This is a genomic window from Sinorhizobium chiapasense, from assembly GCF_036488675.1.
Lineage (GTDB): Bacteria > Pseudomonadota > Alphaproteobacteria > Rhizobiales > Rhizobiaceae > Sinorhizobium > Sinorhizobium chiapasense.
Genome location: NZ_CP133152.1, coordinates 590654 through 603551 on the forward strand (window position 1 = coordinate 590654; position 12898 = coordinate 603551).

12 protein-coding genes are annotated in these 12898 nt (G+C 62.1%); 10 read left to right on the plus strand and 2 right to left on the minus strand.

Annotated elements, in window-relative coordinates; translation table 11 throughout:
* Positions 1-381: 381 nt before the first annotated feature.
* The gene (locus RB548_RS27460; protein ID WP_331376907.1) at positions 382-2196 is read left to right on the plus strand and encodes an ABC transporter ATP-binding protein; all 1815 of its coding nucleotides are present in this window, start codon (positions 382-384) and stop codon (positions 2194-2196) included.
* Between the two features lie 153 nt (positions 2197-2349).
* Here RB548_RS27460 and RB548_RS27465 read toward each other — a convergent pair whose 3' ends face one another.
* On the minus strand, positions 2350-3087 hold the full coding sequence (locus tag RB548_RS27465; RefSeq protein ID WP_331376908.1) for a GntR family transcriptional regulator: 738 nt from the start codon (positions 3085-3087) through the stop codon (positions 2350-2352).
* A 202-nt stretch (positions 3088-3289) separates the two neighbouring features.
* Between RB548_RS27465 and RB548_RS27470 the strand changes: the two genes are divergently transcribed.
* The 9 genes from RB548_RS27470 to queE all read left to right on the plus strand — a co-directional run bounded on the left by RB548_RS27470 (position 3290) and on the right by queE (position 10834).
* Positions 3290-4441: a CaiB/BaiF CoA transferase family protein gene (locus RB548_RS27470; RefSeq protein ID WP_331376909.1), complete on the plus strand. Its 1152-nt coding sequence runs from the start codon at positions 3290-3292 to the stop codon at positions 4439-4441.
* Entirely contained in the window at positions 4438-5592 is a 1155-nt protein-coding gene (locus tag RB548_RS27475; protein WP_331376910.1) for an acyl-CoA dehydrogenase family protein, read from the plus strand. The genes RB548_RS27470 and RB548_RS27475 overlap by 4 nt, the downstream gene beginning before the upstream one ends.
* A gap of 157 nt (positions 5593-5749) precedes the next feature.
* Positions 5750-6568 (plus strand): transporter substrate-binding domain-containing protein, encoded by an 819-nt coding sequence (locus RB548_RS27480; RefSeq protein ID WP_331376911.1) that lies wholly within the window; start codon positions 5750-5752, stop codon positions 6566-6568.
* A 56-nt stretch (positions 6569-6624) separates the two neighbouring features.
* Positions 6625-7272 carry an amino acid ABC transporter permease gene (locus RB548_RS27485; protein ID WP_331376912.1) on the plus strand — a complete coding sequence of 216 codons (648 nt, stop codon included), beginning with the start codon at positions 6625-6627 and terminating at the stop codon, positions 7270-7272.
* On the plus strand, positions 7272-7934 hold the full coding sequence (locus tag RB548_RS27490) for an amino acid ABC transporter permease (RefSeq protein ID WP_331376913.1): 663 nt from the start codon (positions 7272-7274) through the stop codon (positions 7932-7934). Before RB548_RS27485 ends, RB548_RS27490 begins: the two co-directional genes overlap by 1 nt.
* A gap of 1 nt (position 7935) precedes the next feature.
* Positions 7936-8709 (plus strand): amino acid ABC transporter ATP-binding protein, encoded by a 774-nt coding sequence (locus RB548_RS27495; RefSeq protein ID WP_331376914.1) that lies wholly within the window; start codon positions 7936-7938, stop codon positions 8707-8709.
* 324 nt (positions 8710-9033) lie between these two features.
* The gene (queC, locus tag RB548_RS27500) at positions 9034-9744 is read left to right on the plus strand and encodes a 7-cyano-7-deazaguanine synthase QueC (protein ID WP_331376915.1); all 711 of its coding nucleotides are present in this window, start codon (positions 9034-9036) and stop codon (positions 9742-9744) included.
* Positions 9744-10100, plus strand: coding sequence for a 6-carboxytetrahydropterin synthase QueD (gene queD, locus RB548_RS27505; RefSeq protein WP_331376916.1), 357 nt, complete (start codon positions 9744-9746; stop codon positions 10098-10100). Before queC ends, queD begins: the two co-directional genes overlap by 1 nt.
* Positions 10097-10834 (plus strand): 7-carboxy-7-deazaguanine synthase QueE, encoded by a 738-nt coding sequence (queE, locus tag RB548_RS27510; RefSeq protein WP_331376917.1) that lies wholly within the window; start codon positions 10097-10099, stop codon positions 10832-10834. The genes queD and queE overlap by 4 nt, the downstream gene beginning before the upstream one ends.
* A 166-nt stretch (positions 10835-11000) precedes the next feature.
* Here the strand turns inward: queE and RB548_RS27515 are convergent, their stop codons facing one another.
* A complete protein-coding gene (locus tag RB548_RS27515) occupies positions 11001-12812 on the minus strand; it encodes an ABC transporter ATP-binding protein/permease (protein ID WP_331376918.1) in 1812 nt (603 codons plus the stop codon).
* Positions 12813-12898 lie beyond the last annotated feature (86 nt).

Consider the following 12898-nt stretch of genomic DNA (forward strand, 5'->3'; position numbering starts at 1 on the left):
TTTAGGCTACGCGGCTATTCTGCGCCGATGGTGGCGGGCAACTGTTGCAAACGGGCTGCACTTGGCCAGCAGCGACACCGAAAATGCAATATACGCGCTTGGCGCTTCGGCCGTGTTCAACTATAAGGGGTCCTTCGGCAATCAGAATCAGGGAGGCTAAGATGACAGTTTTTTCCTTCTCCCTATCGGGCGATCCAATATTCTCCGTATGACACGGGGCGCTTGCGCTTCTGATTGCGGCGTAGGGGATTGGCTTCGTCCGGCGCTCTCCGCCTTGGAGATCGCGCCGATTCATTGATGCCGCACCAGTTCGCTTTTCCTGGCGGCATTCCTTTCGTTACTGGATTTTGAGGCCGGTGCACCCGTCACCGGGCAAATCATATGGCTTTTACTCGTTTCGTGGCGCGCGACCGCGCGTTCCGTAGTGTCTTCCGCTTTTGCTGGGCTCATTGGAAGAGACAGCCGGCGCGGCTCCTGGCGATCCTCGGCGCCGTGCTTCTGTCCACGCTTGCCGATGTGTTGACGCCGCTCTATTCCGGCAGGCTCGTCGACGCTGTCGTCTCGGGCGCAGCGACCGACGAGATTGCCTGGAACGCGGCGGTCTCGGCGTTCCTCATGCTGATGGCGCTGTCGCTCGGCGCCATCGTGCTCAGGCACATGACGTTCATGGGCATCGTCACTCTGACGCTGAAGATGATGTCCGACATCGCGTCGGCCGCATTCCACCACATCCAGCGGTTTTCCAGCGACTGGCATGCCAACAGCTTCGCCGGCTCGACCGTGCGCAAGGTGACGCGCGGGATGTGGGCGCTGGATCTCTTGAACGACACGCTGCTGGTGGCGCTGTTTCCGTCGGTGATCATGCTGGCGGGGTCGACGGCATTGATGGCCTGGTACTGGCCGATGATGGGCCTGATCATCGGGCTCGGCTCGATCGCCTTCATTGCGGTCACCGTCGCCCTCTCGCTCGGCTATGTGGCGCCGATGGCAAGCCTCGCCAACGGTTGGGATACAAGGCTCGGGGGTGCCCTTGCTGACGCGATCAGCTGCAACATCGTCGTCAAGGGTTTCGGCGCCGAGCGTCGCGAAGATCAACGCCTCGCCAGGGTGCTTGCCAAGTGGCAGAACCGGACGCGACGCACCTGGACTCGCGGAACGCTCAACGGCACCGCACAGGGCGCCATGCTGCTCGTGCTACGCGCGGCGGTGATCGGTTTTGCCTTGGTGCTGTGGGCGAGGGGACAGGCGAGCGCCGGCGACATCACCTTCGTGCTGACATCCTTCTTCATCCTGCAAGGATATCTGCGCGAAGTGGGTATGCACATCCGCAACCTGCAGCGGTCGATCAACGACATGGAGGAGCTTGTCGACATCCACGCCCAGCCGCTTGGCATCGAAGACCGTGCCGGTGCGAAGGCGATCCGCATCACCGATGGCAAGATCGAGTTCGCCGATGTGACCTTCCACTACGGCGCGCACCGGGTACCGCTCTATGACCGCTTTTCGGTGACCATCCGGGCCGGCGAGCGGGTCGGCCTTGTCGGCCATTCCGGTTCAGGCAAGACCACCTTCGTCAAACTGATCCAGCGCCTCCACGACCTGAAGGCAGGCGAAATCAGGATCGACGGGCAGGATATCGCCGGCGTGACGCAGGCGTCGCTCCGCCAGCAGATCGCCATCGTGCAGCAGGAGCCGATCCTGTTCCACCGTTCGCTTGCCGAAAACATCGCCTATGGGCGACCGGGAGCGACCCAGCGCGAGGTCGAGGAGGCGGCAAGGCTCGCAAGTGCGCATGATTTTATTGCGGCGCTGCCGAAAGGCTACGGGACGCTGGTCGGCGAGCGCGGCGTCAAGCTGTCCGGTGGCGAGCGTCAGCGCGTCGCGATCGCCCGGGCATTCCTGGCCGACGCGCCGATCCTGATCCTCGACGAGGCGACATCGAGCCTCGACTCCGAATCCGAGGTGCTGATCCAGCAGGCGATGGAGCGGCTGATGATGGGACGCACGACGCTGGTGATCGCGCATCGGCTGTCGACGGTGCGCGCGCTCGACCGGTTGCTGGTCTTCAGCCGCGGTCGCATCGCGGAAGAGGGCGATCATGGCACGCTCATTCGTCTGAAGGGCGGCATTTACCGCGGGCTCTTCGAGCGGCAGGCGCTGGAGCTGACCAAGGGCCTTGTCCTCAACGATGGTTGAAACGGCCGCGTTCACGCAGAAGCTCAAGGTACACGGGCCGCGCGCCTGGTAAGGCGCATGACCCGTGGCGTCGCTTTGATCGGATTTCGGCTGTACGGAGCGGATACGAACTTAGCGGAAGCGAATTGCGCATTCGCTTCCGTAAGATTTGCATCAGGTGTTAGCCCCGTAATCGCGGCCCTCGCCGGCGCCGAAACGGTGCCCGGGCTGGAACGCCACCCGGACCGTGGTGATGGGGCCGAGATCGTTCCAGGTTGTGCGATGCAGGATCAGCAGTGCCTGACCTTGCCTTGTCCGCAGCAGACGCGCGTCGCGTCGGTCGGCGTTTTCGGCTGAAAAGGAAAAATCCGCCCGAAGGTAGGGGGCGTTGCGCACCAGCCATTCGTTGGCATTGAGTTCCCGGAAGCCGGCTTGCTGCAGCCCTGGCGCGGCGCGGGGATTTAGCCAGCGGTCCTCGAGTTGATAGGGCTTTCCGTCCGCGTAGTGCACGGCCCTGAGATGAACCAGGCGCTCACCTTCCGGAAGGCCGAGGCGCCCTGCGATCTGCGCTGGGATCGGGCTAAACCGCTGCGCGACGACGCGATGGCTGTAGGCCATTCCTGCTTCCTCGACCTGCTCGCGCACGATCGGAATTGAGAAGGTCGCCTTGCGCACCGGATTGATCGCCACGCGCGTGCCGGCCCGTCGCTTGCGATCCAGCAAGCCCTCATCCGCGAGCACTTGCAGCGCCTTGTTGACGGTCGCCCGGGCGGCGTCGAACTCGACGGCCAGGTCTGCCTCGTCGGGTATACGCTCACCCTGGCGCCATTTCAGTTCGACGATGCGGCGACGTACCTCGTCGGCGATGCTTTGTGCCTTGGGCATGGTCCGGCCAGTCTGTTTGTCGCTCACATCTCCTCCGCACCTTAGATAGCTAGCGGCGCCAATGGACCCAAGGTTACACGTATCTTCAAAATAAGTATAGACATATAGGCTGTATTATGTTTAGACATTATCCATGTGTCGGCGCCAATCGGGAGGAGGAGCAGATGCACGTTCTCAGCAATGCCATGACTCGTGACGGGGCAGTGCGCCCGGCGTCGGAGGCGCGGGTATGAGCCGGCCGCTGGCGGGGATCAAGGTGCTGGACCTGTCCCGTGTGTTGGCTGGGCCTTACTGTACGGCGCTGCTCGCCGATCTCGGGGCCGAGGTCATCAAGGTGGAACCACCCGCAGGCGATGACTATCGCCATATCGGCCCGTTCAGTCAGGGCGAAAGCGCGCTCTTCACGCTGAACAACCGCGGTAAGCGCAGCATAGCTCTGGACCTCAAGAGCGCGGACGACCTGGCGCTGGCTGAGGCGATTGCGGCTCGTGTCGATGTTGTGGTCGAGAATTTTCGCCCAGGCGTGGCCGCGCGGTTGGGGCTTGGCGCGGAGGCGCTGCGGGCAGCCAATCGGCGCCTCATCTATTGCTCGATCTCGGGCTTCGGCCAGGAGGGTCCATTTAAGGATCTGCCGGCCTATGACCTGGTCGTGCAAGCCATGTCCGGGCTCATGGCCGGCACCGGCGAGGAGGGTGGTGCGCCGCTGAAGACCGGCGAAAGCATCGCCGATCTGTTGGCCGGGCTGTTTGCCAGCTGGTCAATCATGGCCGCGCTGGTGCAGCGCAATACGACAGGGCAGGGTGCCACGCTCGATGTCGCCATGTATGACGCGCTGTTTTCCATGCTGACCACCAGCCACGCGCTGCATCTCTATGCCGGACAACTGCCGCGACGTGTCGGCAACCGCCATCCGCTCTCGACGCCGTTCGGTTGCTTTGCCACCAGGGATGGGCAGGTGGTGATCGCCGTTCTGAACGCCCGACAATTTGCCGCGCTCGCCCATCTCATCGGCGCGCCGGAGGCTGCCGACGATCCACGCTTCGCCACAGATACGAGCCGCACCGAGCATGAACCGGCGTTGAAGGCGCTGATCGAAAGCTGGTCCCGCGCCGTGACCACCGAGGAGGCCGTCGCGGCCCTTTCCGCCGCAAGCCTCCCGGCCGCACCGATCTGGGATATCGCGCAGGCGATCTCGAACGAGCACGCAGCCATGCGCGGGTTGGTCAGCCTGCTGCAGCATCCGGTGCTGGGCGAGGCGGCCACAGTCGGTCAGCCTGTCCGCTTCGACGGCGAAAAACCGGTGGCGATCGCCTCGGCCCCGCGCCTCGGAGGCGATCGCGACGCGATCCTGCAGGAATTCGGATTGGAGAAACGCGGATGACTGACGAATGGCACATGCTGGCCGAGGAAGAGCGGCTGTTCTGCGACGTGCTCACTCGCATTTGCGCGGAGCGCATCGCCCCAAGGGCGGCCGAAACCGACGAAACCTCGACCTTCGTTCATGACCAACTGGCGACATTGGCTGAAGCCGGGATGCTGGGCGCCAATCTGCCCGAGGCATATGGCGGCAGCGGCATCTCTGCCCCGGCGCTGCTCAGGGCGGTGGCGATCGTCGCCGGGGCTTGCGGCTCCACGGCGTCGGCGCTGACGGCACACTATCTGGCGACAGACTCGATCCTCATCGGCGGAACGGAGACGCAAAAACTGGAATGGCTGACCAGGGCCGCGACGGGTGAGGCATTGGGAGCGTTCGGCTTGACCGAACCCGCCGCGGGATCCGACCCGGCCGACATGAAGACCCGCGCACGCCGCACCGACACCGGTTGGCATGTTAAGGGTACGAAATGCTTCATCTCGAATGGCGGTGTGGCGGATTTCATCGTGCTCTATGCGGTGACCGACCCGGAGAAGGGACATCGCGGCATCTCGGCCTTCATACTGCCCAAGGGTACGCCGGGCCTTGAAGCTGGTCCGGCGGAAAAGACCATGGGGCTGAAGGGCGGTCATGTCTTTACGCTGAGCATTGATTGCCATCTCCCCGCGGACGCGCTGTTCGACGAGGAGGGCAACGGCTTCCGCACGGCCATGCAGGTGCTGGACAGTGGGCGTATCGAAGTGGCCGCTCAATGCCTCGGAATGGCCGAGACGGCGTTGAACGCCGCCATTGCCTATGCAAAGGACCGCATTATCGGCGGCCAGCCGCTGAGTGACCGGCAGGGCATACGCTGGATGATCGCGGATATGGGATTGGCCTATCGTTCGGCCTTGCTGGTCGCGCAGGACGCGGCGCGACAACGGGACCTGGCGCACGCGGGCGGGGGACGCTTCTCGCTGGCGGCTTCCATGGCCAAGCTGCATGCATCCGAGGCTGCGGGCCGCATCGCGGATTGCGCGCTGCAACTGCACGGCGGCTATGGATATACTCGTGATTTTCCGATCGAACGGATAAACCGCGATTTGCGGATTATGCGAATCTACGAAGGGTCAAGTGAAATTCAACGCATCATCATTTCCGGCCAGATGCTGAAGTGAACCTACTGCGTGTTTCCTTAAATCCTAGCCGATTTGGGGATAAAAACATGCAGTAATTCAAAGTGCTACAGCGTCCTTTGCGCTCTTATAAGACGCGGCGCTGTAGGGCCGAACCGTAGACAATCCAGTGGGCAATACGCAACAAGGAGCAACTGCAATGAGCATTCATATGACCATCAAAGGCGCGCTTTTCGGGCTGGCCGCGCTTGGCCTCGCCAGCGCCGCCGAGGCCGACCAGCTTGCGGACATCAAGGCTGCGGGCAAGATCGTCACGGCGACCGACATGCACTACGCCCCCTTCGACATGCTGAACAACGGCACCTATGAGGGCATGACCAAGGACCTGTTCGATGCGGTCGCCAAGGAGATCGGTGTCGAGCCGGTGTATCAGGATATTCCCTGGACCGCCGAACTGCCGGGTCTTGAGGTCAAGAAGTTCGATATCGTGATCGCACCGGTGACCATCACGCCGGAGCGGCTTGAGCGCTACACGTTCACCTTGCCGATTGCTGATGCGACCGTCTCTCTGGTCAAGGCCGCGAACAACAGCGAGCTTACCAAACCCGAGGACATCAAGGGCAAGACCGTCGGCGTCCAGCAGGGTACCGCGCAATTCAAGCAGCTTGAGGCCTATGGCCAGAAGCTGGGCGATGTGACGATCAAGGAATACGGCACCACGGACGAAGCCTATGCCGACCTCGCCGCCGGCCGTCTGGATGCGGTTGCTGGCTCGCTGCCGAACCTCACCTATCTGGTGAAGAACCGCGCCGAGACCTTTGCCCTCTTCACGCCGGCCCAGTTCGGTGAGCCGAAGTATTTTGCCTGGGTGCTGCGCAAGGATGCCGACAGCGACGGCTTTGCCAAGGCCATCAACGACGCGCTGTTGAAGATGACTGCTGACGGCCGCGTCAAGGCCATTCAGGAAAAGTGGCTCGGCACCTATGCCGAATTGCCCCGCGAAGTCCCGGCAAACTAAGTTGCTTGCGGGCGGAGGCCACCTCCGCCCGTTCCCTTATACCAAGGTGAGGGCGCATGTTTTCCTTCGCAGTTTTCCTTGAAAGCTTTGGGCCGCTGTTCTGGGCGGCGCGATACACGCTGCTGATCTCCGTTCTGGGTATCGGGCTGGGTCTGGTGATCGGTACACTGATCTGTGCCGCGCGCCTGTCGCCTTACCCGCCACTGCGCCGCTTTGCAGCCATCTGGGTCAGTTTCCTGCGCGGCGTGCCGCTGCTGGTGCAGCTGCTGGTGTTCTACTACACCTTGCCGGTCATCGGCCTGGACGTTCCCCCGATGGTCGCCGCCGTGGTGACCGTGGGCATCTGCGCCAGCGCTTATATCTCGGAAATCTGGCGCGGCGCGATCGCGGCGCTGCCGAAGGGACAGACCGAGGCCGCGGTCGCCATCGGCATGAACCCTCGCGACGTGTGGACCCGGGTGATCCTTCCACAGGCCGTGACGCTTTCGCTGCCGGCGCTGATCAACGAACTTATCTTGCTTGTGAAGGCGTCTTCGCTGGTTTCGGTCGTCGGCATTCTCGAAATCACTCGCGCCAGCCAGGCGCAGGCCGCTACGACCTTCCGTCCGCTTGAGGTCTATATAGCGGCGGCCTGCATCTATCTGCTGATAAACTTGTGCCTGGCGGCGCTGGGACGTTACCTCGAACACAGGACGGCCGTCTGATGGAATGGAGCATCCTGCAGCAATACGGCCCCTCGCTGCTGAAGGGCTTCGGCAATACCGTCCTCTGCTGGGCCCTTGGCACGGTCTTCGGCATGGCGCTTGGCCTCGTCATCGCGCTCATTCAGCGCTATGGGCCGCGCTGGGTCACGTGGATCGTCCAAGCCTACATCGAAGTGATCCGCGGCACGCCCTTCCTGGTCCAGTTGTTCGTGCTCTACTACGGCGGCCCGCTCGTCGGCCTGCGCCTTGATGCGCTGCCCGCGGGCCTCCTGGGACTGACGATCTATGGCAGTCCCTATTTCGCCGAGATATTCCGCTCGGGTTTCCGCGCCGTACCACTTGGTCAGATCGAGGCGGCCCGTGCGATCGGCATGTCCGAACTCAATATCGTGCGCCGTATCCTGCTGCCCCTGGGCCTGGTCTCCGCGTTGCCGGCGCTCGTGAACTTCTCAATCATCCTCGCCAAGGAAACGGTGATCCTGTCGATCATAACCGTTCCCGAGCTGCTTTATCAGGTGCAGCGAATGTCCACCGAGACCTTCCGCTACCTGGAAGCAAACGTGGTATTGGCGCTGTTCTTCTGGGGGCTGGTCGAGGCGATCTCGCGTGTCGGCCACAGATTGGAAGCGCGCATCACGAAACATCTGATCGAAAGGACGTAAGATGCTTGCTGCGTCATCCGTCGAAATCCGCAAGGTCAACAAATACTACGGCAACTTTCATGCATTGAAGGATGTCGACCTGTCGATCCTGCCCGGCAAGGTCACCTGTCTGATCGGACCTTCAGGTTCGGGAAAGTCGACCCTCCTGCGCTGCATAAATTTCCTTGAGGAATATGATTCCGGCGAAGTGCGCATCGATGGTCAGCTGATCGGCTATGACGCGCCGGGCAAGAAGATGTCGGGCCGCAAGCTGCGCGAGATGCGGCGCTCGATCGGCATGGTGTTCCAGCAGTTCAACCTCTGGCCGCACATGACTGCCAGGGAGAATGTCGCCGAGGGGTTGATCCGCGTGCGCGGCATGTCGAAATCCGAGGCGGAACGCCGCGCCGCCGAGGCGCTGGCCAAAGTCGGGCTGGCGGATAAGATGGCAAACCATCCCTCGCGGCTTTCCGGCGGCCAGCAGCAGCGCGTTGCGATTGCCCGCGCGATCGCCATGGAACCCAAGCTTATGCTATTCGACGAGCCGACCTCTGCGCTGGACCCGGAACTCGTCGGCGAGGTGCTGAACGTCATGAAAACGCTCGCCGGCGAGGGGATGACCATGGTGGTGGTGACGCATGAAATGGGTTTCGCCGCCCATGTCGCCGATCAGGTCGTCTTCATGGAGAAAGGTGAACTGGTCGGCGTGGACAGCCCCGACCGCATCCTGCATCATCCGGAAGATGCGCGTATTCAGTCCTTCCTGCGCACCTATCACGAGCGCAACAGCTTCTGAGCGTGAGCGAGCGTTGCGGCGATCAAGGGCGGTATCCGTCGGAAATCGCATGGGCGAAAGGTCTCGACTACAGCGCCGCGCGTCCTATCAGACGCGCAAAGGGCGCTGTCGCACTTTGAATTGCTGCATGTTTTTATCCTCAAATCGGCTACGATTTAAGGAAACATGCAGTAGCGGTGACGGTGCCGCCGCCGTCGACGGGGCTGGTTGACAGTCCTTCGCATTTGGGCGCCGCGGGTATTCACAAGTCGTCCTCTTTGGCCTACAAGGCGCGCAGGTAAAACTCCGGTCGCAGCCTACCCGGTCAAAACAAGGACACCTGTCATGAAAACCATCGTAATCTGCTCCGGCGGATTGGATTCCGTTTCGCTTGCGCACAAAGTCGCAGCGGAACACGAACTTGTCGGCCTGCTGTCGTTCGACTACGGCCAACGGCATCGCAAGGAACTGGACTTCGCCGCCGCCTGCGCCGAACGTCTCGGCGTTTCCCATGAGATCATCGACATCCGCGAGATCGGCCGTCACCTTAGCGGTTCGGCGTTGACCGACGATGTCGACGTGCCGGACGGGCATTACGCTGAGGAAAGCATGAAGGTAACGGTCGTGCCGAACCGCAACGCCATCATGCTCGCGATCGCCTTCGGCGTTGCCGCGGCCCGCAAGGCCGATGCCGTGGCGACCGCCGTACATGGCGGCGACCACTTCATCTATCCCGACTGTCGGCCGGGGTTCATCGACACGTTCCAGACGATGCAGAGCCATGCTCTGGAAGGCTATGCCGACGTCACGCTCTATGCGCCGTACGTCAACGTCTCCAAGGCCGAGATCGTTGCGGACGGAGCGAGGAACCGGACGCCTTTCGCCGAGACCTGGTCGTGCTACAAGGGTGGCGCGCGCCATTGTGGTCGTTGCGGCACCTGCGTCGAAAGACGCGAAGCCTTTCATCTGGCGGGCGTCGAGGATCCGACGGAATACGACGATCCGGATTTCTGGGCTTCGGCTACAGGCGCCTTCTCCGCCAAGGAGGTGAAATAATGTTCCGCATCACCAAGGAATTCCACTTCTCCGCTTCGCATCAGCTGACCAGCCTGCCGCCCGAGCATCAGTGCGCCCGGCTGCACGGGCACAACTACGTCGTCGAGGTCGAGCTTTCGGCCAAAACATTGAACGAACACGGTTTTGTCCGCGACTATCATGAGCTCGCGCCGTTGAAGCGCTACATCGACGAGACCTTCGATCACCGGCATCTCAACGACGTTCTCGGCCACGACCGGGTGACGGCGGAATGTCTGGCACAGCACTTCTACGACTGGTGCAAGGCGCGGCTTCCGGAGACGACCGCGGTGCGCGTCAGCGAAACGGCGAAGACCTGGGCGGAATACCGGCCATGACCTCCGACAGATCTGCCGAGATCCGCGTCAGCGAGATTTTCGGACCGACGATACAAGGTGAGGGCGTGCTGATCGGCCTGCCGACCGTCTTTGTCAGAACCGGTGGATGCGATTATCGCTGCTCCTGGTGTGACAGTATGTATGCGGTCGACAGCCGCTATCGCGACGAATGGCAGGCGATGTCCACGGAAGATGTCTGGCAGGAGGTCACGCGGCTCTCCGGCGGGAGGCCGCTTATGGTTTCGCTCTCCGGCGGCAATCCGGCTATCCAGCCGCTCGGCGAACTCATCGACCGCGGCCATCGCCAAGGCTATCGTTTTGCCCTCGAAACGCAGGGGTCGGTTGCCAGGCACTGGTTTGCCGATCTCGACGTGTTGGTGCTGAGCCCAAAGCCGCCGTCGAGCGCGATGGCAACCGACTGGCAGGCATTCGACGCATGTCTGCGGATGTCTAAGGGCAGGCCGCAAACGGTGCTGAAGATCGTCGTCTTCGACGAGGCGGATTACGCCTATGCCAGGGCGGCGGCCGCGCGTTATCCGCAACTGCCCGTCTATCTGCAACCCGGCAATCACACACCGCCGGCCGCCGATGACGACGACGCGACGATCGACATCGACGGCATAATGGAGCGTATGCTCTGGCTCGTCGCCAAGGTTACCGAAGACCGCTGGTTCGAGGCGCGCGTTCTGCCGCAGCTGCATGTCCTGCTCTGGGGCAACAAGCGCGGTGTCTAGAGCATTTCATTGTTTCTTTGAAACAGTGAAATGATCTAACTCTTTGAAATTACGCAATTCCGGACGGAAAACCGTTACACACTTTTCCTGGAATTGCTCCTAGAGCATGCTGATGTGGGCGGAAAATCGCGCGCTCCTCTTATCAGCCGGCCGATGCCGCACCCGGTCAAGGTGCGCTGGCCACAAGTTCCTTCTCGTGCATACCACCGCCCAGGTGAATGGGTTTGAGGACGGGGCCTTCGGCGTCCTTCACGAGATGGATGACGCGGGGGAACAGTGGTCCATTCCGCGGCGTGCGGCCGATCTTGACGACGGCGGTATCGCGGAGGTCGTCCTCGAAGATGGATAGGGCCCGCTTCATCGCCTCGCCGTCCATCGTCTCGAGCGCCTCATCGATGATCACCCAGCGCGGTCGATGAAGAACAAGCCGTGCGAAGGCGAGAGAACGTTGTTCGTCGTCGCTGAGTTCGCGCTCCCAACGCGCTTCACGATCGAGCAGCGTGGTCAGCTGATCAAGCCCGACTTTCGAAAGGGCTGCGACGAGACTCGCATCTGGGAAGGCGCCAGCGCGCGGATAGGAAAGCGCGTCGCGCAGCTTGCCCCGCGGAAAATACGGGGAGCGTGGGATGAACGCGACCATCTCGCCAGCCGGCATTCCGACGCGCCCGCTTCCCCACGGCCAAAGCCGTGCGAGCGCCCGGAAAAGCAACGTCTTTCCCGCGCGAGGGTCGCCGCTGATGACTACGCGCTGACCCGCGCCGATCTCGATATGCGGTTCGGAAAGCCTGGTGCGTCCGCTCGACGACGCGACCTCGAGGTTGTCGAAGGTCAGCTTGTTTGTATCGTTCTCGACGAATTCGATCCGTTTTTCCGCGTCGTGCAGGACGTCCGTCATGATCATGGCACGCCGGAAGGCGGCAACGCGCAGAAGCGTCGCCCGCCAGTCCGCGATGGCACTGATATTGGCGACGAACCATTTGAGCGATGTGTGAACCTGGTTGAAGGCGCCGACGGCCATCATCAGGCCGCCGAAGCTGATCTCGCCGGCGAAATAGACAGGCGCGGCGACCAGGATCGGCGCGACGACCGTGACCCAGCCATAGCCGTCCTGGACCCAGCCAAGATTGATCTGGGCACGGTAGATGTTGCGCATGGCGCCCAGCACGGTTGCGAGATCGAGTTCCAGACGCCGCCGCTCGCCGGTTTCACCCCCGGCAAGCGATATAGCGTCGATGTGTTCGCTGACGTGCATCAGCGAGAAACGCAGTTCCGCTTCGCGTGCGTAGCGGTCACCGTTCAAGGCGATCAGCGGCCGCCCGACAAGCCAACTCAGCCAAGATGCCGAGCCGGCGTAAAGGATCGCGGCCCAGACCATGTAGCCCGGAATCTCGAGCGAGTGGCCGCCGATATGGAAAACAAAGCCTGCCGACAGCGCCCAGAGTACGCTCACGAAAGACGCGAGCAGGATGGACGACTGCAGAAGGCCGAAACCGAGGTCGGTGGTGAGATCGGCAAGATGGCCGGCGTCTTCCTGCATTCTCTGGTCCGGATTGATTCCCATGGCGCCGGAGTTGGCAAGCCGGAAGGCGCGCAGCGGCCGCATCCATTCGTTGATCAGGTCGAGCGTCAGCCCCTCGCGCAGCTTCAATCGCACCATCTGGTTGAGCCATTGCTGCGTGACATTGAGCACCAGCAGGCCACCGGCGATGAAAACAAACAACAGGAGTTGATAGAAAAAGGCGTCGAGATCGCGCCGCTCGATCGCGTCAAAAAAAGGTCGGTTCCAGCGGTTGAGGATGATCTGTCCGATCGCTGTCGCGATGATGATCGCGAAGCTGCCGGCCGTGAGCCACAGGATTGTCTTCAGCACCGGGGAAGCCATGAAGGCATGGCGCATCATGTCGAACTGGTCTCGGAGAGGCGTGCCCTCCGCGCCCGCGGGCCTAGGTGCTGCGTTTGCTCCGGCTTGATTCGTCATCTTCAGTTCCTTCCCTTCAGAAGGGGCAATCCACCAAAGTCGTTCGGGTGCCTCAGGTGGGGCTATCGTCCAAAGCGGGGCACCAC

Bases quoted from the DNA above. Each gene is read 5' to 3' on its own strand.
- queC (WP_331376915.1), top strand. From the start codon at position 9,034: ATGAAAACCATCGTAATCTGCTCCGGCGGATTGGATTCCGTTTCGCTT.
- RB548_RS27515 (WP_331376918.1), bottom strand. From the start codon at position 12,812: ATGACGAATCAAGCCGGAGCAAACGCAGCACCTAGGCCCGCGGGCGCG.
- RB548_RS27480 (WP_331376911.1), top strand. From the start codon at position 5,750: ATGAGCATTCATATGACCATCAAAGGCGCGCTTTTCGGGCTGGCCGCG.
- queE (WP_331376917.1), top strand. From the start codon at position 10,097: ATGACCTCCGACAGATCTGCCGAGATCCGCGTCAGCGAGATTTTCGGA.
- RB548_RS27460 (WP_331376907.1), top strand. From the start codon at position 382: ATGGCTTTTACTCGTTTCGTGGCGCGCGACCGCGCGTTCCGTAGTGTC.
- queD (WP_331376916.1), top strand. From the start codon at position 9,744: ATGTTCCGCATCACCAAGGAATTCCACTTCTCCGCTTCGCATCAGCTG.
- RB548_RS27470 (WP_331376909.1), top strand. From the start codon at position 3,290: ATGAGCCGGCCGCTGGCGGGGATCAAGGTGCTGGACCTGTCCCGTGTG.
- RB548_RS27490 (WP_331376913.1), top strand. From the start codon at position 7,272: ATGGAATGGAGCATCCTGCAGCAATACGGCCCCTCGCTGCTGAAGGGC.
- RB548_RS27475 (WP_331376910.1), top strand. From the start codon at position 4,438: ATGACTGACGAATGGCACATGCTGGCCGAGGAAGAGCGGCTGTTCTGC.
- RB548_RS27485 (WP_331376912.1), top strand. From the start codon at position 6,625: ATGTTTTCCTTCGCAGTTTTCCTTGAAAGCTTTGGGCCGCTGTTCTGG.
- RB548_RS27495 (WP_331376914.1), top strand. From the start codon at position 7,936: ATGCTTGCTGCGTCATCCGTCGAAATCCGCAAGGTCAACAAATACTAC.